Origin of the sequence: Paraconexibacter algicola (assembly GCF_003044185.1) — a bacterium.
GTDB classification, from domain to species: domain Bacteria; phylum Actinomycetota; class Thermoleophilia; order Solirubrobacterales; family Solirubrobacteraceae; genus Paraconexibacter; species Paraconexibacter algicola.
This window is the reverse complement of the sequence record NZ_PYYB01000001.1, coordinates 301,863-323,946: the sequence shown is the minus strand read 5'-3', so window position 1 is coordinate 323,946 and position 22,084 is coordinate 301,863. Positions and strand designations below refer to the sequence as shown.

Here is a 22,084-nt window from a genome sequence, read left to right as displayed (position 1 = left end):
ATGTCCCAGCTCGCCCTGCACCAGCTCAGCGCCTTCGACGCGCAGTTCCTCGCCGAGACCGACACGACGCTCGCGCACTACACGGGCATCACGATCGTCGCGCCCGCCCCCGACGGCAGCACGGTCACCCGGGACGCGATCATCGCCCGCGTCCAGCAGCGCATCGGCCTGCTGACCCCGCTGCGCTGGAAGCTCCACACCGTGCCGCTCGGCCTCGACCACCCGGTGTTCGTCGAGGTCGACCCCGACGTCCCGGCGCACGTGCAGGAGATCACGCTCGACGCCCCCGGGGACGAGCGGCAGCTCGGCGCCGCCGTCGCGTCGATCCTCGAGGTCCAGCTGCCGCGCGACCGGCCGCTGTGGCGCATCGATCTCGTCCACGGCCTCGCCGACGGGCGCTCCGCGATCCTCACGACGCTCCACCACGCCGCCGCCGACGGCGTCGCCGCCGCGCACATCTTCGGCACGCTGATGGTCGACCACGACGCGCCCGTGCGCCCCGCCCGGCGCGCCGCGCTCGTCCCGCGCCGCCGCGAGCTGCTGGCGCGCGGCACCCGTGGTCTGCTGCTGCACCCGGTGCGTGGCACGCGGGCGGGTCTGAAGGTCCTGCCCCACCTCGACCAGTCGCCGAGCCTGCGCTCGATCCCCGGGGTCCCGCAGGTGGCGGGCGCCGCGCGGACCGCGGGACGGCTCGCCGCGTGGGCCACCGGCGGTCCGGTGAGCGCCCGCCCGACGGTGGTCGCGGCGCCGCGGACGCGGATCAACGGCCCGCTCTCCTCACGGCGCATCGTCGCGTTCGGGCGCGTGCCGGTCCAGGTCGTGAAGGACCTGAAGAACGCGCACGGCGTGACCTTCAACGACGTCGTCGTCGCCGGGGTGTCCGGCGGTCTGCGCCGGCGGCTCGAGGCCACCGGGGGCGTCCCCGACGCGCCGCTCGTCGCGTTCGTGCCGACGAGCGTGCGCGGCACGACCGCCGCGGGCGGCTTCGGCAACGCGATCTCCTCGTTCGTCGTGCCGATCCCGACGCACCTCGAGGAGCCCGACCGCCGCATCGGGTTCGCCCGCCGGGCGATGGTCGCCGCCAAGGAACGCCACCGGGCGATCCCGACCTCGCTGCTGGCCGACACCAACGGCCTGATCCCGCCGCCCCTGTTCGGCGCCGTCGCCGGGGTCGCGATGAAGCTCATGGACTCCGGCCAGGTCGCACCGCCGGTGAACCTGACGATCTCCAACGTGCCCGGTCCGCCCGTGCAGATCACGGCGTTCGGCCGCGAGGTCGTCGGCCAGTACCCGGCGAGCCTCATCTTCGGCGGCGTGGGGCTGAACGTCACCGTCGTCAGCTACGCCGACGCGCTGGAGATCGGGATGGTCGGCGACCGCGAGCTGCTCCCGGACCTGTGGGAGCTCGTCGAGGACGTGCGCGAGGAGTTCGCCGCGTTGCACGCCGCGATCAGCTGAGTAGCATCACCCTTGACACCCTGTCGAACCCGAGGAGAGCCCGCATGGCCGACGTGACCGCCGATTCCGCCCCCGCGACCCGCACCATCGACGTCGAGGACCCGGCGCGCGGCCGCACGATCGGGCAGATCCCCGTCCTGGACGAGCGTGCGGTCCAGGAGCTCGCCACGCGCGGCCGGATGGCGCAGGTCGGCTGGAACGCGATGGGCTTCGACGCGCGCGCCGACGTCCTGCACCGCTCGCGCCGCTGGCTGATGGCGAACACCGACCGCATGATCAAGACGATCTGCGACGAGACCGGCAAGACCTACGAGGACGCCTCGCTGGAGGTCAGCATCGCCGCGCAGAGCTTCCGCTTCTGGGCGAAGGAGTCCGAGCGGTACCTGGCCGACGAGCCGATCTCCCACTTCACGCCGTTCACGGTCGGCAAGAAGGTCGTCGTCCGCTACGAGCCCGTCGGGCTCGTCGGCGTCGTCGGCCCGTGGAACTACCCGTTGGTCAACGCGTTCTGCGACTGCGTGCCCGCGCTCATGGCCGGCAACGCGGTGGTCCTCAAGCCGTCCGAGGTCACCCCGATGACCGCGCTCCTCGTCCAGGAGATGCTCGACGCGGCCGGCATGCCCGCCGACGTGTTCTCGGTCGCCACCGGCGACGGCGGCACCGGCGGCGCGGTCGTCGACGCGGCCGACTACGTGATGTTCACCGGCTCGACCGCGACCGGCCGCAAGGTCATGGAGCGCGCCGCGAAGACCCTCACGCCGGTCTCGCTGGAGCTCGGTGGCAAGGACCCGATGATCGTGCTCGCCGACGCGGACCTCGACCGCGCCGCGAACGCCGCCGCCTACTACGGCCTGCTGAACTCGGGCCAGGTCTGCATCTCGATCGAGCGCGTGTACGTCGAGCGTGCCGTGCACGACGAGTTCGTCGCCAAGCTCGTCGCCAACGTCCGCGAGCTGCGCCAGGGCGTCTCCGACGGCCCGGGCGTCGCCGAGGTCGGGGCGCTGACGTTCGCGCCGCAGATCGACATCGTCGAGGCGCACGTCAAGGACGCCGTCGAGCAGGGCGCGAAGGTCGAGATCGGCGGCCGCCGCGGCGCGGGTCCCGGCCGGTTCTTCGAGCCGACCGTCCTGACCGGCGTCACGCACCAGATGCGCTGCATGCGCGAGGAGACGTTCGGCCCGACGATCCCCGTGATGGCGGTCGAGGACGCCGAGGAGGCGATCCGCATGGCCAACGACTCCGAGTACGGCCTGCAGGCCAGCGTCTGGACCAAGGACATCGCCCGCGGCGAGGCGATCGCCCGGCGCGTCGAGGCGGGCGCGGTGCTCGTCAACGACGCGCTGCTCAACTACGCGGTGATGGGCGCCCCGATGGGCGGCTGGAAGTCCTCGGGCGTCGGCTCGCGCCACGGCGCCAACGGCATCCGCAAGTACTGCAAGACCCAGACGGTCGTCTCGCAGCGCTTCGCGCTCAAGAAGGACCTGAACATGTTCCCGTACACGCCGCTGAAGTCGAAGCTGCTCGGGCGCGTCGTCAAGGCGGCCTACGACCGCAAGCGCTAGGCGGCGCCCTCCGGCGCCGCCCGCGGGATCAGATCTGCGGGACCGGCGCCGGGTCGGGCTCGGTCGGCGGGGCCGGGTCGTCGGGCACGACCGGGGGCTGGGGCGCCGGATCCGGCGGGAGCTGCGGCTCCGGGCCGGGCGAGGGCGGGCCGGGCGCCGGCGGCGCCGGGACCTCGGCACGGGGGAGGGCGGCGGTCATCCGGCGTCCTCCTCGCGGTCGGCCTCGCCGTGCTCGGCGGCCTCGCGCTCCGGCTCGGGGTCGGGCATGTCCTGCAGGACGCGGTGGGCGGCGTGCTGGTCGCCGTGCGAGGCGTTGTCGACGAGGGCGCGCTCGGCGTCCTCGAAGCCCTCGGCCTCGCCGCCGCCCGCCTCGCGGACGGCCTGCTGGGCCGGGTCGGCCTCGGACGTGCCGGTCCCGCCGATGGCGGCCGCCTCGGCGGCGGCCTCCTGCTCGTGCTCGCGTTCGGTGGGGGTGATCGGGTCGGTGTCCATGCCGTCGGGCTACCCGGCGACCGCGCGGGCAACCGCGCGCGGGCTCAGCGCTGCAGGCGGTTCCACTCGACCCAGCCCAGGCCGGTGCGCCCGTCGTCGGTGCGCACGCGGCAGAGGGCCCGCGGGAACCACGACACGCGCCCGTCGGGGGCATCGAGGCGCACGCAGCCGAACGCCAGCGGCTCGACCGCGAGGTCGGGGGCGTCGGGCGCGAGCGCGACGGCGCAGCGCACGATCAGCCCGTCCGGCGCGACCTCGTCCTGCGCGACGACGGTCGACAGCTCGTGCACGAGGCCGTCGCGCTGCACGTAGCCGACGCTGTACTGCGGCACCCCGGGGATGCCGACGGCGTGCAGGTGCGTGCCGTCGTCGAGGTGCAGGGCGCTCCACATCCACTCGACCGCCCACCAGTCCCGGGCGCCCCACGAGTGGTCGCGCTGCCCGACCCCGGCGAGCGTGAGCTGCTCCTCGCCGACGCGGACCGTGCCGGCGACGCGGCACGGGACCTCGTAGCGGTTGCCGTGCCGCCAGCGGTACGGGGTGCCGTCGGTCGTCCACTCGAGCTCCAGCGCGACCGCGGTCGGCACACCGGTCCCGCCGTGCAGCGGGGCGGCGTGGTCGGCGTGCGCCTCGCCGATCCCGTCGACGGAGAGCCGCCAGCGTCGCAGCGGCTCCTCGCAGGACTGCCGGTAGCGGGCGCCGTCCACCGTGACGGCCTGGGTGTCGTCGTCGGCGTCGGGCAGCGGCACCTCGCGCGCGAGCATCACCGACGGGCGGCCGGGACCGGTCACGCAGACCGTGAGGAGGGCGACCCCCTGGTTCGGCAGCCGCCCCAGGCGCGCGTAGACGCCGAGGTCCCCGCTCGCCGAGACCGCGTCGAAGTACCAGCTCTCGTTCCACAGCGGCTCCGGGCCGGGCGCGTGCCGTCCCTCGTCGGCGGCGTCCGGCTGGGGTGCCATCAGTCGTTGGCCGTGACCATCTCGAGGATCTCGGCGAACTTCTGCCGGGCGTGCGCCTCGCGCGTGGGCAGGTGCTCGCTGGGCACCCCGTCGGCGGGCGCCTCGTAGCCGCGCAGGATCTGCCGCGCGACCGACTGGCGGTGCACCTCGTCGGGCCCGTCGTAGAACCGCGCGCCGCGCGCCATCCGGTACATCGCCTCGAGCGGCAGGTCGGTCGAGTAGCCGAGCGATCCGTGGATCTGGAGGGCGCGGTCGACGACGTCGTGCAGGACGCCGGCGCCGAAGAACTTGATCAGCGAGATGTCGGTGCGGGCGGCGGAGGCGCCCTGGGTGTCCATCTTCCACGCCGCGTGCAGCGTCATCAGCCGGGCCGCCTGCATCTGGGCGGCGCTGTCGGCGATCCAGTTCTGCACGGTCTGCTTCTCGGCCAGGGTGGAGCCGAACGCGTAGCGGTAGGTCGCCCGCTCGCAGAGCATGTCGAAGGCCCGCTGGCTGACGCCGAGCCAGCGCATGCAGTGATGGATGCGGCCGGGCCCGAGGCGGTGCTGGGCGATGAGGAAGCCGGTGCCCTCCGCGCCGAGGAGGTTCTCCTTCGGGATCCGGACGTCCTCGTAGAGCACCTCGGAGTGCCCGCCGAGCTTGCCGAAGCCGCCCTCCGGGTGCTCCATCGTCGGCACGTCGCGCAGGACGTTCACGCCGGGGGTGTCGGCCGGGACGATGAACATCGAGGCGCGCTGGTGCGGCCGCGCGTCGGGGTCGGTGACCGCCATGACGATGAGCACGTCGGCGATCGAGCCGTTGGAGGTGAACCACTTGTGGCCGTTGATGACGTAGTCGTCGCCGTCGCGGACCGCGCGGGTCTGCAGCAGCGTCGGGTCGGCGCCCGCGCCCGGCTCGGTCATCGAGAACGCGCTCTTGATGTCGCCGGCGAGGAGCGGCTCGAGCCAGCGCTCCTTCTGCTCGGGCGTGCCGGCGAGCGCGAGGATCTCGCTGTTGCCGGAGTCCGGCGCCTGGCAGCCGAACGCGTTGGGCGCGAGCATCGAGGTGCCGAGGATCTCGTGCAGGAGGCCGAGCTTCACCTGGCCCCACCCCTGACCGCCGAGCTCGGGCGGCAGGTGCGCGGCCCACAGGCCCTGCTCCTTGACGCGCTCCTGCAGCGGGGCGTAGGCGCGGTCGAGCTGGTCCTGGTCGAGCTCGTGGAAGACGGTCTCCAGCGGCCAGATCTCCTCGCGGACGAACTGCCGCGCCCAGTCGAGCTTCTCCTGGTACTCCGGGTCGGTCGAGAAATCCCAAGGCATGCGACCGAGTCTAATGCAGGCGCATTGATTGTCAATGCGGGTGCTTGTAGGGTCCGGCGCCGTGCCCGACGCCCCGGACCTGCGCACGCGCCTCGTCGCCGCCGCCGAGCAGCTGTTCTTCGAGCGCGGCCTCGACGGCGTCTCGCTGCGCGAGATCAACGCCGCCGCCGGGGCTCGCAACGCCAGCGCCGTCCAGTACCACCTCGGTGGCCGTGACGGCGTCATCGCGGCCGTCCTGGAGAAGCACGCCCCCGAGGTCGAGGCCCGGCGCCACGCGCTGCTGGACGCCGCCCAGGACGAGCCCGAGCTGCGCGCGGTCGTCGCCGCCTACGTCCGCCCGCTGGCGGTCAAGCTCGGCGACGCCGACGGCGGTCCCGGCTACCTGCAGGTCCTCGCGGACCTCGCCACGGCCCCCGGCGAGCGGGCGCTGCGGCTCCTGGGCGGGGTGGAGAGCAGCAGCACCGCGCGCTGGCGCACCGCGGTCGCGCCGTTCATGCCCGCCGGGGCGGTCGAGCTGCACCGCCGCTTCACCGCCATGCAGTTCACCCACGTCGAGCTGGCCCGGCGCGCGCACGAGCGCGGCGTCCGCGCCGACCACCGGCTGTTCACGAGCCACCTCGTCGACCTCGTCGCGGGGCTCCTCGGCGCGCCGGTGTCGGGCGAGACGGCGCGCCTGGTGGAGGCCCGCGACGCCCGCCGGGCCGCCCGCACCGGGCGAAGTTGACACCCGTCAAGTTCCCGGGGTACGGTCGGCCGCATGGGAGAGCTTCCGACCACCTGCGTCATCGGCGCCGGCATCAGCGGCCTGACCGCCGGCAAGAACCTCGGGGACTACGGCGTCCCGTACGAGTGCTTCGAGTCCTCGGACCGCATCGGCGGCAACTGGGCGTTCAAGAACCCCAACGGCCGCTCGAGCGCCTACGCGTCGCTGCACATCGACACGTCCAAGGACCTCCTGTCGTTCAAGGACTTCCCGATGCCGGAGTCCTACCCGGACTTCCCGCACCACTCGGAGATCAAGAGCTACCTCGAGCTCTACGCCGACGCGTTCGCGCTCAAGGAGCGCATCCACTTCGAGAACGGCGTCGAGCACGCCCGGCGGCTGCCCGGTGGCGGCTGGGAGGTCGACACCCAGGACGGCGAGACGCGCCGCTTCGACGCGCTCGTCGTCGCCAACGGCCACCACTGGGACGCGCGCCTGCCCGACTTCCCCGGCACCTTCACCGGCGAGACGATCCACTCCCACCACTACATCTCCCCGACCGACCCGCTCGACCTGCGCGACAAGCGCGTGCTCGTCGTCGGCATCGGCAACAGCGCCGCCGACATCGTCAGCGAGCTGTCCCAGAAGGCGTGGGGCAACCGGGTGACGATCTCGACCCGCTCCGGCGCGTGGATCATCCCCAAGTACGTGTTCGGCCGGCCGGTCGACAAGGTCGTGTCCACCACGCCCTGGCTGCCGCTGGCGCTGCAGCGCCGCGCGGCGCGGATCCTGCCCCGGCTCATCTCCGGGCATCCGACCGACTTCGGCCTGCCGCAGCCCAACCACCACTTCCTCGAGGCCCACCCGACCGCCTCCAGCGAGCTGCTCCTGCGCCTCGGCTCCGGCGACGCCTGCGCGAAGCCGAACGTCGAGCGCCTCGACGGCCGCACCGTCCACTTCGTCGACGGCACCAGCGGCGAGTTCGACGCGATCGTCTACGCCACGGGCTACAACATCAGCTTCCCGTTCTTCGACGAGGACCTCATCAGCGCACCGGGCAACCGGATCGACCTCTACAAGCGGATGCTGCACCCCGACCACGACGACGTCGTCTTCGTCGGCTTCGCTCAGGCCGTCCCGACGCTGTTCCCGTTCGTGGAGTGCCAGTCGCGGCTCGCGGCCCGCTACCTCGCGGGCACCTACCGGCCGCCCGCGCCCGAGGAGATGCGCCGCGTGATCGCGGCCGACGACGCGCGCAACACCGGCCACTTCAAGGACTCGCCGCGCCACACGCAGCAGATGGACTACCACGTCTACGAGTACGAGATGCGCAAAAAGGAGCTGCCCGCGGGCCGCGAGCGCGCGCAGCGCCTCGGCCCGGTCCCGCTCGCGGGGCGTGCCGGGGAGCCCGTCGGTGTCTGAGGCGGTCGCGCAGCGGCCGCCGAGCAGGGGGGACGTCCGGCGCGCGGCGCTGCTGCAGGCGCTCGAGCGGCTGCTGCGCGACCGGCCGCTGTCGGCGGTCGGCATCGGCGAGATCGCCCGGGACGCCGGCGTCGTGCGCTCCGCGTTCTACTTCTACTTCCCCAGCAAGGAGGCCGCGGTCGCCGAGCTGCTCGGCGACGTCGCCGACGAGCTGCTCGCGGTCGCGGCCCCGTTCCTCGACGAGCCGCACGGGCGCGACGTCGCCGCGGTCGGCCGCACGATGCGCAGCACCGTCGCCGCCTGGCGCCGTCACCGGCACGTCGTCCTCGCGACGATCGACGCCCGCGACGACGCCGAGGTCCGGCGGCTGTGGAACGCGTGGATCGACCGGTTCGTCGCCCCGGTCGCCGCGACGATCGCCGCCGAGCGCGCGCTGGGCAATGCGCCCGACGGCCCGGACCCGGTGCTGCTCGCCCGCCTGCTGCTGTCCATGAACGAGCGGGCGCTCGAGCGCCACGCGCGCGGTGAGGACGAGCCGTCCTTCACCGACGAGCAGCTCGCCGACGCCCTGACCACGACCTGGCTTTCCGCCATCTTCGGAGGACCCACCGCATGACCGAGCCGACCGACATCCGCTTCCCGTCCGGCGGCGTGCAGTGCGCCGCCTGGCATCACGTCGGGGAGGGCGACGCGCTCTCCTCGCCGGCCGGGCGGCCCTGCGTCGTCATGGCGCACGGCTTCGCGGCCACGCGCGACAGCGGGCTGCCGCCGTTCGCGCAGGCGTTCGCGGCGGCGGGGGCCGACGTCGTCCTGTTCGACTACCGGCACTTCGGCGCCAGTGACGGCGAGCCCCGCCAGCTGCTGTCCCCGCGGCGTCAGCGCGAGGACTACGCGGCGGCGATCGCGTACGCGCGCACGCTGCCCGGCGTCGATCCGGACCGCATCGTCGCCTGGGGCGTCTCGTTCGCCGGCGGGCACGTGCTCCAGGTGGCGGCGGAGGACCCGCGGATCGCCGCGGTGATCGCGCTGACGCCGGCGACCGACGGCCTGGCGACGCTCGTCGACCTCGTGCGCCGCAACGGGCCGCTGGCCGCCGGCCGGCTCACCGCGGTCGGCCTGAAGGACGCGCTCAGGGCCCTGCGGGGCGCGGCGCCGGTGTACGCCCCGTCGGTCGGCGCGCCGGGCACCGTCGCCGCGTTGACCGCTCCCGGTGCCGAGGCGGCGATGCACGCCGTCGCCGGGCCGACGTGGCGCAACGAGGTCGCGGCGCGCATCTTCCTGCAGGTCGGCTCCTACGCCCCCGGCCGGCACGCCGCGAAGCTCCGGGTGCCGCTGCTCGTGCAGATCGGGGACGAGGACCGCACGGTCACCCCGGCCCAGTCGATGAAGGCCGCCGAGAAGGGGCGGGCCGAGGTCCGGCACTACCCGTGCGACCACTTCGACGTGTACCCGGGCGGATCGGCGCACGAGCGCGTCGTCGAGCACCAGCTCGCGTTCCTGCGCCGCCACCTCGGCGGGGGCGCGGCCGCCGCGACGGCCCCGGTGGGCGCGGCGGCCTGACCGCCGGCTGCGGCCCGCGGTCAGCGGCGGCGGAACAGCCCGCGGCGGCGCCGCCCGCCCAGCGCGGAGGGGCGCGCGCCGTCGAGGACGTCGCCGACACCGGCGGCGTCGAGCGCCTCGAGCAGCGGATCGGCGCCGGAGCGGACCTTCAGCTCCATCTCGTCGGCGTGCAGCGGCAGGAACGTCAGGACGGTCACGACCCGGCCGTCGGGCAGCTCGAGGGTGCCGAACTCCGGCGGCGGGGTGAGCGGCGGGGCGAGCATGACGCCGACGAACGGGCTGCCGGGCGCCACGGGGTCGGGCGGGTCGCCGTTGGGCATCGTGTGCCAGGCGCCGAGCCACGAGTCGTACTCGTGCGGGAAGCGGGCGAGCACCTTCATCCAGCGGATCGGCCAGTAGTGGCGCTCGTCCTGCCAGGCGTCCTCGTCCAGCGGCCAGTCGGGCGGGAGCAGCAGGCAGATCTCGGCGTGCGGCGACAGCTCGCCGTCGAGCTCGGCGGGGAGGGTCATCGGCCGGTCGCTCATGCCGGAGGTCATGAGCGCCGCGTACGGGCGGTCGGGGGCCGGGAGCACCATGTGGATGTCGACGTGGACGAGGTCGCTGACGATCTCGTGGAAGACGGTCTCGACCGGGCCGATGTGCCGTTCGAGGTGCGCGCCGACGGCGGCGATGGTGGCGTCGTCGCCCGGGGCGGGCTCGAGGTCGCGGTCGGTGCGCTGCTCGTAGCGGTAGATGCGCTGCCCGTCGTCGCCCATGCCTGGCGCGACCCTACCCACCAGACTCGGACAGCCTGTCCGTTCACGATGTATGATCGTGGCATGTCGCTCGAGCTCACGGCCGATCAGCACGACTACCGCGACCGGCTGCGCGCCTGGCTGGACGAGCACGGCGCCGACGCCCCGCGTCGGCACGTCCTCGAGCCCCAGGACGATGCGGCCGTCGCGCGGCTGCGCGCGTGGCAGGGTCGCCTCTCCGACGCCGGCTACGTCGGGGTCACCTGGCCCGCGCGGTTCGGCGGTCCCGGCGGCACGCCGGCCGAGGCCGTCATCGTCGACCAGGAGCTCGAGGCCCGCGGCATCGCCGGCCCGTTCGACTTCATCGGCATCGGCATGGTCGGCCCGACGATCATGGCCCACGGCACCCCCGAGCAGCAGGAGCGCCACCTCGCGCCGCTGCTGCGCGGCGACGAGTTCTGGTGCCAGCTGCTCTCCGAGCCGGGCGCGGGCTCCGACCTCGCGGCCGTCCAGACCCGCGCCCGGCGGCGCGAGGACGGGGCCTGGGTCGTCAACGGCCAGAAGGTCTGGACGAGCTTCGCCCAGCACGCCGCGTTCGGCATCCTGCTCGCCCGCACCGACCCGGCCGTCGCCAAGCACAAGGGCCTGTCGATGTTCCTCGTCCCCATGGACAGCGACGGCCTGACGATCCGGCCGCTGCGCCAGATCACCGGTGACGCCGAGTTCAACGAGGTCTTCCTCGACGACCTCGTCCTGCCGGCCGACGCCATGATCGGCGCCGAGGGCGAGGGCTGGAAGGTCGCGCTGACGATGCTCGGGTTCGAGCGCGTGGCCGTCGGCTCGGGCCTGCACGCGGTCCGCCTGGAGCGGCTCGTCGCCGCGATCGCCGAGGACCCGGCGGCGCGCGAGGACCACGCCGTCCGCGTGCGCATGGGCCAGGTCGCCAGCCAGCTCCTCGCCCTGCGCCACACGAGCGAGCGCGTCGTCCGCGAGATCGCCGAGGGCCGCGTCCCCGGACCGGACGCCGGGCTCATCAAGATCACGTCGGTGATCGCGTCGCTCGACGCGTGCCGCTTCGTCGTCGACGCCATCGGCCCCGACGCGCTCGTCGACGGGGAGTGGGGCCACCAGGTCTCCGCCCTGCCGGGCGTCCGCTCGGCCGGCGGCACCGAGGAGATCCTGCGCAACCTCATCGGCGAGCGCCACCTCGGGCTGCCGCCCGAGCCCCGCGTCGCCCCGCCGGCGCCCGCCGCCCCTGCTCCCGCCCCCGCTCCCGCGACCGTCTAGGAGACGCCGTGTACCTCCCCCTGACCGACGAGCAGACCTTCCTGCGCGAGGCCGCGCTCGACGCCCTGGCCCGCCACGCCACCGTCGAGGCCGCCCGCGAGGCGCTCGACGACGCCGTCTATCCCGTCCTGTGGCCGACCGGCACGGAGGCCGGCTGGACCGGCCTGCTCACCGGCGAGGACGCCGACGGCGTCGGCCTCGGTGCCTACGAGGCGCTGCTCGTCCTCGAGGCCTGCGGCGGACGGCTGGCGGACGCGCGGCTGCTGGGCCACCTGCCCGCGACCGCGCTGCTCGAGGCGGCCGGCGCCGACGCGCAGCTGCGGGGCGCGCTGGCCCGGGGCGAGCGTCGGGCCGCGCTCGTCGACGGCGGCGCCGGGGACCGGCCCGGGGCGATCAGCCTCGACGGCGACTTCGCCTCCGGCGCGGTCACCGGGGTGCTCGACGCCGACGGCGCCGACGTCCTCGTCGTGGTCTGCGGCGACACCCTGCTCGTCGTCGAGGCCGGCGCGGACGGCGTCGTCGTCGCCGGCAAGCGCGCCTACGACAGCACCCGGGCGGTCGCGGACGTCGTCCTGCGCACCGCCGCGGGGACCCGGCTGGAGCTGCCCGCGGGCCGCGGCCGTGACGGCGTGGACCTGCAGCGGGCGCTGCTGGCGGCCGAGGCGGTCGGCGCGGCGGACGCGGCGATGCGGATGGCGCGCGACTACGCCGTCGACCGCTTCGCGTTCGGGCGGCCGATCGGCTCCTACCAAGCGATCAAGCACAAGATCGTCGAGATGCTGCGGCTCGTCGAGGGCGCCCGTTCGCTGCTCGTCGCCGCGGGGGAGGCGTGGGCGCACGACCGCGACGGCTTCGCGCTCGCGGCGAACGCCGCCCGCGTCACCGCCGACGACGCCCTGCGCTACGCCGCACCGGAGAACATCTTCATCCACGGCGGCGTCGGCGCCACCTGGGAGCACGACGCGCAGCTCTACTACCGGCGCGCCGAGTCCTCCCGGCGCCTGGCCGGCGGCGTCGACGCGGCCGCGGCCGCGGTCGCCGACGCCCTGCTCGCGGCCGCCTGAGCGGCGGCCGCGCCCGCGGCGCTCAGGCCGCGGTGTCGCCGGCGCGCGCGCCGGGCGTGAACGTCACCGGGAAGTGCACGAGGCCGTTGGCCCAGGAGGAGGGGAGGCGCTCGACCGGGCCGGCGGGCTGGAGGTCGCGCAGCCGCCGGGTGATCTCCTCGAGCGCGATCCGCAGCTCGGCGCGGGCGAGGCCGGCGCCGAGGCAGAAGTGTCGTCCGCCGCCGCCGAACGCCTTGTGCTCGGGCTTGACGCGGTGGATGTCGAAGCGCGTCGGCTCGTCGAACACCTCGTCGTCGAAGGAGGCGCTGGCGTACCACATGACCACGCGGTCGCCCTCGCGGATCGACTGCCCGCCGAGCTCCGTGTCGGTGGTCGCGGTGCGCACGAACCAGCGCACGACGCTCGTGTAGCGCAGGATCTCCTCGACGGCGCCTGGGATGAGCGACGGGTCCTCGACGAGCTCCTGCAGCTGGTCGGGATGCTCGAGCAGCGCGTGCAGCCCGTTGGCGAGCGTGTTGCGGGTCGTGTCGTTGCCCGCGAACGCGAGCAGGCCGAAGAAGACGAGGATCTCCGGGTCCGTGAGCTTCTCGCCGTCGACCTCGGCGGCGCGGAGCTTCATCACGAGGGAGTCCTCGTTGCCCTCGGCGGCCTGCCGCTCGATCTGCCCGTGCAGGTAGCCGGCCATCTTCACGAAGACCTCGGCGGCGGCGTTGGGCTCGGGGGCGCGCTGGGCGGCCTCGATCTCCTCGGTCCACGTGTAGAACTCGGCGATGTCCTCCTCGGGGACGCCCATGAGCTCGGTGAGCACGCCCAGCGGGATCGGCACGGCGATGTCGTCGACGACGTCGCAGGAACCGGCCTCGACGATCCGGTCGAGCGTCTTCGTCACGCGGGCGCGGATGCCGTCCTCGAGCGCCTGCACGGTGTGCGGCGTGAACGCCTTCTGCAGGATCAGCCGGTACTTCGTGTGCTGCGGCGGATCCATGTAGAGCAGCAGGTTCCGCGTCAGGTCCAGGCCGACGACCTGGTCGGGGTGCAGGAAGATGCCGGCCTTGTAGGAGGAGAAGGTCTCGGTGTCGCGGCTGATCGCGGACACGTCGGCGTGGCGGGTGACCGACCAGCAGCCGGTGCCGTCGGGCAGCGGGTTCCAGCGCACGGGGGCCTCGGCGCGCATGCGGGCGAACAGCTCGTGCGGCGTGCCGTCGGCGAACCAGCGCGCGTCGAGGACGTCGATGGCGTCGAGGTCGACGTCGGTGGTCTGGGCGGTGCTCATCGGGCAGGTCCTCCGGCCTGGGTGACGGGCGCCGAACCTACCAGAATCGGACAAGTAGGCCGGACAACTTGTTCGGGATTGTCCGCGCTCGTCTACGCTGGCGTCGTGAGCACCGACCGCATCGCCCTGACGATCTCCGACGGACTGGCCGAGCTGCGCCTCGACCGGCCGGACGCCGGCAACGCGATCGACCCGGCCTGGGTCACGGCGTTCGCCGCCGCCGTGGCCGAGCTCGAGGCCCGCGCCGGCGCCGACGCGCGTGCGGTCCTCGTGACCGCGACGGGGCGCGCCTTCACGGTCGGCGGCGACCTCGCGCACTTCGCCGGCGCGCTCGACGACCTCGAGGCCGCGATGGCGGCGATGGTGGCCCCGTTCCACGACGCGCTGGTGCGGCTCGCCGAGCTGCCCGTCCCGGTGGTCTGCGCGGTCCAGGGGCCGATCGCCGGCGGCGGCCTCGGCCTGGCGTGGTGCGCCGACGTCGTCCTGGCCGCGCCGCAGGCGCGCTTCGCCACCGGCTTCCACCTGCTGGGGCTCAGCGGCGACGGCGCCTCCTCGTGGTGGCTGCCCCGGCTCGTCGGACTGCGCCTCGCGCAGGAGATGCTGCTGCTCGGGCGCGTGCTCGACGCCGAGGAGGCCCTCGGCGCCGGGCTCGTGACCGAGGTCGTGGCGGCCGAGGCGCTGGACGACCGGGCGCGCGAGGTGGCCGCGGCGCTCGCCGCGGGACCGACGGTCGCGCTCGGCCACGCCCGCGCCCTGCTGCGCGCGGCGGCGCAGACGCCGATGCGCGAGCACTACGCGCGGGAGGTCGACGCGATGCTCGCGTGCAGCCGCACGGCCGACGCGGTCGAGGGGGTGCGCGCCTTCGGGGAGCGCCGCCCGCCGCGGTTCGGCGGCGTCTGAACCGGCGCCGGCGGCGTCCCGACAAGATCGGACAGTCTGTCCGGACATCTGGTATCGTCGCGGCCATGAGCATCGCTGAACGCCAGACGCCGGACTGGGACGCGCTCATCGAGCACGACCGCGTCCACGGGTCGCTCTACACCGACCCCGCGGTCTACGCCGCCGAGCTCGAGCGCATCTGGTACCGGACGTGGGTCTACGTCGGGCACGTCAGCGAGATCCCGGAGCCCAACGACTACGTGGTGAAGTCGATCGGCCCGCAGCCGATCATCATGAGCCGCGACAAGAGCGGCGAGATCCACCTGCTGCTCAACCGCTGCACCCACCGCGCGAACCTCGTGTGCGACGCGGCGAAGGGCAACTCCTCCGCGTTCCGCTGCCCCTACCACGGCTGGACGTTCTCCAACACCGGGCAGCTGCTCGGCTACCCGTTCAACTCCGGCTACGGCGGGCGCGAGGCCAAGAAGGACCTCGGGCTCGGCCGCGTGCCCCGGATCGGCGTCCACCAGGGCTTCGTCTTCGGCTCCTTCGCAGAGGACGGACCGTCCCTGATGGAGCACCTCGGCGCAGCCGCGGAGGCCTTCGACCGGCTCGTCGCCCTCTCGCCGACGGGCGAGGTCGCCCTGACCGCCGGCTGGCTGCAGCACAAGGCGAAGGCCAACTGGAAGATGCTGCTGGAGAACGAGACCGACGGGTACCACCCGCAGTTCGTGCACTCCTCGATCTTCAGCGTCGCCAAGAGCGGCATCGGCGACCTGTACGGGGAGAAGTCGACGGCGGTCAGCCGCGACCTCGGCGGCGGGCACACCGAGAACGACCTGCGCCCCGAGTTCCGCCGCATCGGCCAGCCGCTGGGCTGGTTCGGCACGAGGCCCGAGAAGGTGCCCGACTACGTCGCGCAGATGGAGGCGCGACACGGGGTCGACGGCGCCCGCGAGATCCTGATCGACGGCGCCCCGCACGTGATGCTCTTCCCGAACCTGTTCATCGCCGAGATCCAGCTGTTCGTGATCCAGCCCACGGCCGTCGACGAGACGGTCCAGCACGTGACCGCCGTGCAGTTCCCCGGCTGCGACGACATGAACCGGCGGCTGCTGCAGCAGACGATCGGCTCCGTCGGGCCCGCCGGCTTCCTGCTCGCGGACGACACCGAGATGTACGAGCGCAACCAGCGCGGCGTCCAGGCGCGCTCGCCGGAGTGGCTGCAGATCAAGCGCGGCACCCACCGCGAGCGTCGCGACGAGAACGGCTTCCTCATCGGCGACGCGACCGACGAGGTCCCGCAGCGCGGGATCTGGCGCCACTACCGCGAGCTGATGGAGGACTGAGACCGTGTCCACCGCCCTGGACCTCGAGCTCCTCAAGGCCGTCGAGCAGTTCGTCTACCGCGAGGCCCGCTACGCCGACGAGCACGAGTACGACGCGTGGGAGGCCCTCTGGACCGACGACGCGATCTACTGGGTCCCCGCCAACGGGGCCGACATCGACCCGACGCGGCAGATGTCGGTGCTCTACGACAACCGCGCCCGCATCGCCACCCGCATCAAGCAGCTGCACACCGGCAAGCGTCACGCGCAGATCCCGCGCTCGGACCTGCGGCGGATCGTCTCCAACGTCGAGCTGCTCGAGGCGCACCCGGAGCTGCCCGACGACGTCCACGTGGGCGCCAACGTCCTGGTCTGCGAGGCGCGCGAGCGCGGCACCGTCCTGTGGGCGGGGCGGACCACCTACGTCCTGCGCGACACGCCCGACGGGCTGCGGATGGCGCGCAAGAAGGTCGTGCTCGTCGACAACGAGCGTCCGCTGCACACCCTCGCGTTCCTGATCTGATGGCCGGCCCCCCGGACGACGTCGTCGAGAGCGAGTTCGCCTCGGTGCGGCTGAGCATCGACCGCGAGGGCAACGACCCGCGCCTGCGGATCGAGGACCTGCGCACCGGGCAGGTCGGCTTCCTCGACGCGCTCGAGCTCGAGACGCTCGCGTGGCTGCCCGAGGGGGGCCTCCACAAGCTGCTGGACCCCTCCTTCCTGCGCTGGCGCGATCCCGGCGCCGACTGAGTTCGTGTCCGGACAGCCTGTACGATGAGCTGATGCCGTCGACCACCCGCCGCTCCAAGGCCGCCCGCGCGGACCGCAAGTCCGACATCGAGGAGCGGATGCGCCAGGCGATCACGAAGCTCGTCGCCGACGGCGAGCGCTTCACCGAGCTCAGCGTCGAGCGGCTCGTCGCCGAGGCGGGGATGGCGCGCTCGACCTTCTACGTCTACTTCGAGGACAAGGGCGCGCTGCTGCGCGCGATCGGCGCCTCGACCCTCCACACGTTCTACGAGGGCGCGCAGGCCTGGTTCGAGAACCGCGGCGAGGTCACCTACGAGGACGTCCGCACCGCGATGCGCGGCCTGCTCGAGGCGTTCCAGGCCAACGAGGTCGTGATGGGCGCCGTCGCCGAGACGGCCGTCTACGACCCCGAGGTCGGCGAGATGTACCAGGAGAGCGTCGACGGCTTCGTCGGCGCGGTCCGCAAGCTCATCCAGCGCGGGCAGAAGGACGGCACGATCCGCGACGTCCACCCGGCCGAGACGGCAACCGCGCTCAGCTGGATGATCGAGCGCACGACGCTCCAGCGCGCGCAGGGTGCGACGCCCAAGCAGCTCGACGCCATCGCGACGGGGCTCGCGGACGTCATCTGGGGCACGCTGTACGTCGCGGCGCGCTGACCCGGCGCCGGCCCCGGCTTCGGACATGTCGTCCGAACAGGGCGCCCGAAGTGTTACGGTCGTCGCATGGACGCGACCGTGCCGAGCATCGACGACCGCCGCGCCACGCTGGAGGCCCGGCACCCGGCGTGGCGGCCGCGGACCCTCGACGCCCTGCTCGACGACGCGGCGCGCGAGTTCCCCGACCGGCCCCTCGTCATCACCGACGAGCACACCGTCACCTACGCCCAGGCCCGCGACTGGGCCTGGCGGCTGGCGGACGGCCTGACCGCGCTCGGCGTCCGGCCCGGCGACCACGTCGGGCTGCTGATGGCCAACCACGTCGAGTTCGCGCCGCTGAAGTTCGCCATCGCGCGGGCCGGCGCCGTCGCGATCCCGTTCAACTTCCTCTACCGCCAGGACGAGCTCGCGTTCGTGCTGCGCCAGTCGCGTTGCCGCGTGCTGATCACGATGGCGCGCTTCGCGGGCCTGGACCAGGCCGCGATGCTCGACGCGATCGCCCCCGGCTGGGAGCGCGGCCCGACCGCCGAGCTGCCCGACCTCGAGCGCGTCGTGCTGCTCGACGGCACCGGCCGCGGCGAGGTCCTCACCGTCGCCGGGCTCGAGCGGCTCGGGGCCGAGCAGCCCACCGACCACGGCCCGCTGCGCCGCCCGCAGGACATCGGCGACATCCTCTACACCTCGGGCACGACCGGCTCGCCCAAGGGCGTCATGGTCACCCACGACGCCGTGCAGCGCACCGGCTACGCCTCGGCGCTGACCCGCGCGTTCGAGGACGCCCGGCGGATCCTCTTCTCGCTGCCCTGCTACCACATGTTCGGCTACGTCGAGGGCCTGATCGCGACGATGTTCGTCGGCGGCGCGATCGTGCCGCGGACCGCGTTCGACCCCGCCGACCACTACGCGGCGATCGCCCGCCACCGCGCCACCGAGGTGCTGTGCGTGCCGACGATGACGATCGCGCTGCTGGAGCACCCCGACCGCCGCACGACCGACCTCTCCAGCGTCTTCGCGCTCCTCTCCGGGGCGGCGCCCGGCCCCGCGTGGCTGTGGGAGCGCTGCGCGCAGGAGCTCGGCATCACCGAGATCACCACCGGCTACGGGATGACCGAGTGCGGCGGCGCGATGACGATGACGCTGCCCGAGGACCCGACCGAGCGGCACACCACCACGGTCGGACGGCCGAAGCGCGCCGGCGTCGCCGGGATCGCGGACGCCGGCGGCGACCTGTGCGCCTATGCGACGGTGGACCCGCTGGACGGCACCCGCCGGCCGGACGGGGAGGAGGGCGAGCTCATCTCCACCGGCCCGACGCACATGCGCGGCTTCTGGGACGAGCCCGGGCTGACCGCCGGCGCGCTGCGCGACGGCTGGGTGCACTCCGGCGACCTCGGGCGCGTGGACCCGGACGGCTACCTCGTCCTGACCGGCCGCACGAAGGAGCTCTACAAGTCCGGCGGCGAGCTCGTCATGCCCAAGGAGGTCGAGGAGCTGGTCGCGACCGTCGCGGGCGTCAGCCAGGTCTACGCGGTCGGCGTCCCCGACGAGCGCTGGGGCGAGGTGGGCTGCGCCTGGGTCGTCCCCGAGCCCGGGGTCGCCGTCGACGTCGACGCCGTGCTCGCGCTCTGCCGCGAGCGCCTCGCGCGGTTCAAGGTCCCCAAGCACGTCCTGCTCGTCGACGCCGCCGACCTGCCGACGACGCCGACCGGCAAGGTCCAGAAGTTCAAGCTCGTCGAGCGCGCGGCGCAGCGGCTCGCGGCCGCCGCGCCGTGAGCGCCGGGCGGCCTACAGCCCGTAGCTCTTGCCGATCACGTCGAGCATGATCTCGTCGGCGCCGGCGCCGATGCGGTAGAGCCGGATGTCGCGCATGACGCGCTCGACCGGGTACTCCTTCATGTAGCCGGCGCCGCCGTGGATCTGCACGCACTGGTCGGCGACCTCCCAGGCGACCTGCGTGGCCTTGAGCTTGGCCATCGAGATCTCGCGGACGTTGTACGCGCCGGCCGCGTAGTCGGCGGCCGTGGCGTAGATGAGCTTGCGGGTGGCCTCGAGCTCCGTCGCCATCTGCGCGAACTTGTGGCGGATCGCCTGGTGGGTGCCGAGCTGCTGGCCGAAGGTGCGGCGCTCCTTCGCGTACTCCAGGGTCGCGTCGAAGGCGTACTGGGCGTAGGCGAGGCAGCCGGCGGCGGCGATGCAGCGCTCGGCCTGCAGCTCCCACATGATGTGCTGGAAGCCCTTGCCCTTCTCGCCGAGGATCGCGCTGGCGGGGACGCGCACGTCCTGGAAGGCGAGCAGCGCCGTGTCGGAGGCGTGCATGCCCATCTTCTGCAGCTTCTGCTCGCGGATGACCCCCGGGGCGTCCATCGGGACGAGGAAGAGGGTGAAGCCCGCGTAGCCGGCGTCCGGGTCGGTCTTCGTGACCAGGCAGATCATGTCGGCGCGGTGCCCGTTGGTGATGTAGGTCTTCGAGCCGTTGATGACGTACTCGTCGGTGGCCGGGTCGTACACCGCCCGCGTCTTGATCGAGGCGACGTCGGAGCCCGCGTCGGGCTCGGTGATCCCGAGGGCGTAGATGCTCTCCCCGGCGATGCCGCGCGGCAGGTACTCGCGCTTCTGCTCCTCGGTGCCGAACTCCAGCAGCGGGGGCATGACCATGTCCGTGTGGACCGAGAGGCCCATGAGGAACCCGCCGCTGCCCGCCCGCGCGACCTCCTCGGCGAGCACGAGGTTGCAGAAGTAGTCGCCGCCCTGGCCGCCGTACTCCTCGGGCATCGACAGGCCGAGGAAGCCGAGCTCGCCCATGCGGCGGACGATCGCGTCGGGGAACGTCGTCTCCTCCCACGCCTCGACGTGGGGGACGACCTCGCGGTCCATGAAGGACCGGATCGACTCGCGCAGGGCGGCGTGATCCTCGGTGAAGATGCCGGTGGGGGTGGGGGCGACGGTGGACATGGCAACATCGTACAGGCTGTCCGAAGTTGTGTCGACCTGCGACGATGCGCCCGGATGGGACAGGGCAAGGCATACGGGGAGGACGAGGTCCGGGCGCTGCTGCGCGAGGCCCTCGTCGCGCTCACCGCCGACGGGACGCCCGCCGGCGATCTCAGCGTCGGGCGGCTCTGCACCCACGCGGGCATCTCCCGCTCGACGTTCTACAAGTACTTCGAGGACCGCCCGGCGATGCTGCACGCGCTCAGCGCCGACACGCTCCACCGCCTCTACGCCGCCCAGCGCTCGTGGCTGGCCCGCGGCGCGCAGGCGACCCGTGCCGACGTCCGCGCGTCGATGGCCGCGCTGCTGCAGGCCTACACCGGTGAGCGCGCGGTCCTGCGCGCCACCGCCGACGCGGCCACCACCGAGCCGTCGCTCGCCGCCGCCTACACCAGCGCGGTCCAGGACTACGCCCGCGCGATCGCGCGGTTCGTCCGGGCCGGACGGACCGCGGGCGCCATCCCGGACGGGCCGCCCGCCGCCGAGACCGGCGCCGCCCTGGCCTGGATGACCGAGCGCACCGTCGCGACCGCCCCGCCGGACGCGGACCCGGCGGCGCTCGCCGACGCGCTGACCCACGTGCTCACCGCCACGCTGGCGATCCCCGACCCCACCTAGACTGCCTCCATGAGCGCCCCGGCCCTGGACGACGACGCGCACGCCGCGCTGCAGACCGCCGCCGAGGCGGGGCTGCACCGGATCCCCGTCCCCACGCCGTTCGCGATCGGGGACGTCAACACCTACGTGATCGAGGGCGACGGGCTCGCGCTCGTCGACGCCGGACCGAACTCCGCCACCGCGCTCAGCGGCCTCGAGCAGGGGCTCGCCACGCACGGCTGGGCGATCACCGACCTCGACGTCGTCTTCGTCACCCACCAGCACATCGACCACATCGGCCTCGCCGGCGAGGTCGCGCGCCGCGCCGGGGCGGAGATCGTCTGCCTCGACCTGCTCGAGCCCGTCCTCGCCGACTGGAACGCCTTCGCCCAGCAGGACGACGACGACGCCTTCCTGCTCATGTCGCGCCACGGCGTCGAGGCGCACGTCGCCGAGGCGCTGCACGCCGTCGCCGCGCTCGTGCGCGGCTGGGGCGCCCCCGCCCGCGTCGACCGCACCGTCCGCGCGGGCGAGACCGTGACACTCGCCGGGCGCGCGTTCGAGGTGGCGTGGCGGCCCGGCCACTCGCCGTCGGACACGACCCTCCTCGAGCCGTCGTCGCGGATCCTCATCGCGGGCGACCACCTGCTCAAGGACATCTCCTCCAACGCGCTCATCGCCCGGCCGATGGGCCTGCCGTTCGGCCCGTGGGAGGGCGCCCGGCCGCGCCCGACCCCGCTCCTGCAGTACCGGGAGTCGCTGCGCGCCACGCGCGAGCAGGACCTCGCGCTCGCCCTCGGCGGTCACGGCGGCCCCGTCGTCGACCACCCGGCGCTCGTCGACGAGCGGCTGCGCGCGCACGAGCGGCGCGCCGACGACTTCCACGCGATCCTCACCGACGGCCCGATGAGCGCGCACGAGATCGCGACCGCGAAGTGGGGCGAGGTCGCGATCACGCAGGCGTTCCTGACGCTGTCGGAGGTCCTCGGACACCTCGACCTGCTCCTCGCCGACGGCCGCATCGTCGAGGATCGCTCGCAGCACGTCATCCGCTTCCGTCAGGCTTGA

General features: G+C 73.7%; 23 protein-coding genes. 16 read left to right on the top strand and 7 right to left on the bottom strand.

Translation table 11 applies throughout. The features are described from left to right. Entirely contained in the window at positions 1-1,458 is a 1,458-nt protein-coding gene (locus C7Y72_RS01555; RefSeq protein WP_107566866.1) for a wax ester/triacylglycerol synthase family O-acyltransferase, read from the top strand. A 20-nt stretch (positions 1,459-1,478) separates the two neighbouring features. Then, entirely contained in the window at positions 1,479-3,020 is a 1,542-nt protein-coding gene (locus C7Y72_RS01550) for a succinic semialdehyde dehydrogenase (protein ID WP_255450922.1), read from the top strand. A 28-nt stretch (positions 3,021-3,048) separates the two neighbouring features. On the opposite strand, the gene C7Y72_RS22995 is transcribed toward C7Y72_RS01550, so the two are convergent. From C7Y72_RS22995 to C7Y72_RS01535, 4 genes are read right to left on the bottom strand one after another with little or no spacing between them, the layout of a single operon-like run. Beyond that, positions 3,049-3,219, bottom strand: coding sequence for a hypothetical protein (locus tag C7Y72_RS22995; protein WP_158276569.1), 171 nt, complete (start codon positions 3,217-3,219; stop codon positions 3,049-3,051). Beyond that, positions 3,216-3,512 (bottom strand): hypothetical protein, encoded by a 297-nt coding sequence (locus C7Y72_RS01545; RefSeq protein WP_107566864.1) that lies wholly within the window; start codon positions 3,510-3,512, stop codon positions 3,216-3,218. Before C7Y72_RS01545 ends, C7Y72_RS22995 begins: the two co-directional genes overlap by 4 nt. Positions 3,513-3,556: 44 nt before the next feature. Beyond that, complete coding sequence (locus tag C7Y72_RS01540) at positions 3,557-4,471, bottom strand: DUF7064 domain-containing protein (RefSeq protein ID WP_107566863.1); 915 nt, start codon at positions 4,469-4,471, stop codon at positions 3,557-3,559. After that, a complete protein-coding gene (locus tag C7Y72_RS01535; RefSeq protein WP_107566862.1) occupies positions 4,471-5,769 on the bottom strand; it encodes an acyl-CoA dehydrogenase family protein in 1,299 nt (432 codons plus the stop codon). The genes C7Y72_RS01540 and C7Y72_RS01535 overlap by 1 nt, the downstream gene beginning before the upstream one ends. A 61-nt stretch (positions 5,770-5,830) precedes the next feature. Here C7Y72_RS01535 and C7Y72_RS01530 point away from each other — a divergent pair, with 61 nt between their 5' ends. From C7Y72_RS01530 to C7Y72_RS01515, 4 genes are read left to right on the top strand one after another with little or no spacing between them, the layout of a single operon-like run. Continuing rightward, complete coding sequence (locus C7Y72_RS01530; RefSeq protein WP_199223823.1) at positions 5,831-6,493, top strand: TetR/AcrR family transcriptional regulator; 663 nt, start codon at positions 5,831-5,833, stop codon at positions 6,491-6,493. A 33-nt stretch (positions 6,494-6,526) separates the two neighbouring features. Further along, entirely contained in the window at positions 6,527-7,894 is a 1,368-nt protein-coding gene (locus C7Y72_RS01525; RefSeq protein WP_107566860.1) for a flavin-containing monooxygenase, read from the top strand. Next, positions 7,887-8,510, top strand: a complete 624-nt coding sequence (locus C7Y72_RS01520; protein ID WP_158276568.1) for a TetR/AcrR family transcriptional regulator — start codon at positions 7,887-7,889, stop codon at positions 8,508-8,510. The genes C7Y72_RS01525 and C7Y72_RS01520 overlap by 8 nt, the downstream gene beginning before the upstream one ends. After that, positions 8,507-9,454 (top strand): alpha/beta hydrolase, encoded by a 948-nt coding sequence (locus tag C7Y72_RS01515; protein ID WP_107566858.1) that lies wholly within the window; start codon positions 8,507-8,509, stop codon positions 9,452-9,454. The genes C7Y72_RS01520 and C7Y72_RS01515 overlap by 4 nt, the downstream gene beginning before the upstream one ends. 20 nt (positions 9,455-9,474) lie before the next feature. On the opposite strand, the gene C7Y72_RS01510 is transcribed toward C7Y72_RS01515, so the two are convergent. Next, positions 9,475-10,209, bottom strand: coding sequence for a suppressor of fused domain protein (locus C7Y72_RS01510; RefSeq protein ID WP_107566857.1), 735 nt, complete (start codon positions 10,207-10,209; stop codon positions 9,475-9,477). 63 nt (positions 10,210-10,272) lie between these two features. Between C7Y72_RS01510 and C7Y72_RS01505 the strand changes: the two genes are divergently transcribed. Then, positions 10,273-11,475 (top strand): acyl-CoA dehydrogenase family protein, encoded by a 1,203-nt coding sequence (locus C7Y72_RS01505; protein WP_107566856.1) that lies wholly within the window; start codon positions 10,273-10,275, stop codon positions 11,473-11,475. Between the two features lie 8 nt (positions 11,476-11,483). After that, the gene (locus tag C7Y72_RS01500) at positions 11,484-12,539 is read left to right on the top strand and encodes an acyl-CoA dehydrogenase family protein (RefSeq protein ID WP_107566855.1); all 1,056 of its coding nucleotides are present in this window, start codon (positions 11,484-11,486) and stop codon (positions 12,537-12,539) included. A gap of 22 nt (positions 12,540-12,561) precedes the next feature. On the opposite strand, the gene C7Y72_RS01495 is transcribed toward C7Y72_RS01500, so the two are convergent. Beyond that, positions 12,562-13,812: a cytochrome P450 gene (locus C7Y72_RS01495; RefSeq protein ID WP_107569522.1), complete on the bottom strand. Its 1,251-nt coding sequence runs from the start codon at positions 13,810-13,812 to the stop codon at positions 12,562-12,564. 105 nt (positions 13,813-13,917) lie between these two features. Between C7Y72_RS01495 and C7Y72_RS01490 the strand changes: the two genes are divergently transcribed. From C7Y72_RS01490 to C7Y72_RS01465, 6 genes are all read left to right on the top strand, one after another. Next, complete coding sequence (locus tag C7Y72_RS01490; RefSeq protein ID WP_158276567.1) at positions 13,918-14,712, top strand: enoyl-CoA hydratase/isomerase family protein; 795 nt, start codon at positions 13,918-13,920, stop codon at positions 14,710-14,712. A gap of 65 nt (positions 14,713-14,777) precedes the next feature. Then, positions 14,778-16,040, top strand: coding sequence for an aromatic ring-hydroxylating oxygenase subunit alpha (locus C7Y72_RS01485; RefSeq protein ID WP_107566853.1), 1,263 nt, complete (start codon positions 14,778-14,780; stop codon positions 16,038-16,040). 4 nt (positions 16,041-16,044) lie between these two features. Further along, the gene (locus C7Y72_RS01480) at positions 16,045-16,542 is read left to right on the top strand and encodes an aromatic-ring-hydroxylating dioxygenase subunit beta (RefSeq protein ID WP_107566852.1); all 498 of its coding nucleotides are present in this window, start codon (positions 16,045-16,047) and stop codon (positions 16,540-16,542) included. Then, entirely contained in the window at positions 16,542-16,769 is a 228-nt protein-coding gene (locus C7Y72_RS01475; RefSeq protein ID WP_107566851.1) for a hypothetical protein, read from the top strand. The genes C7Y72_RS01480 and C7Y72_RS01475 overlap by 1 nt, the downstream gene beginning before the upstream one ends. Before the next feature lie 32 nt (positions 16,770-16,801). After that, positions 16,802-17,428 (top strand): TetR/AcrR family transcriptional regulator, encoded by a 627-nt coding sequence (locus C7Y72_RS01470; protein ID WP_107566850.1) that lies wholly within the window; start codon positions 16,802-16,804, stop codon positions 17,426-17,428. 66 nt (positions 17,429-17,494) lie between these two features. Next, on the top strand, positions 17,495-19,201 hold the full coding sequence (locus C7Y72_RS01465; RefSeq protein ID WP_107566849.1) for a class I adenylate-forming enzyme family protein: 1,707 nt from the start codon (positions 17,495-17,497) through the stop codon (positions 19,199-19,201). 12 nt (positions 19,202-19,213) lie between these two features. Here the strand turns inward: C7Y72_RS01465 and C7Y72_RS01460 are convergent, their stop codons facing one another. Next, a complete protein-coding gene (locus tag C7Y72_RS01460; RefSeq protein ID WP_107566848.1) occupies positions 19,214-20,380 on the bottom strand; it encodes an acyl-CoA dehydrogenase family protein in 1,167 nt (388 codons plus the stop codon). 54 nt (positions 20,381-20,434) lie between these two features. On the opposite strand from C7Y72_RS01460, the gene C7Y72_RS01455 reads away from it, so the two are divergent. Both C7Y72_RS01455 and C7Y72_RS01450 read left to right on the top strand, forming a co-directional pair. Beyond that, complete coding sequence (locus C7Y72_RS01455; protein ID WP_107566847.1) at positions 20,435-21,037, top strand: TetR/AcrR family transcriptional regulator; 603 nt, start codon at positions 20,435-20,437, stop codon at positions 21,035-21,037. Positions 21,038-21,046: 9 nt separating this feature from the next. Then, positions 21,047-22,084: an MBL fold metallo-hydrolase gene (locus C7Y72_RS01450; RefSeq protein ID WP_107566846.1), complete on the top strand. Its 1,038-nt coding sequence runs from the start codon at positions 21,047-21,049 to the stop codon at positions 22,082-22,084.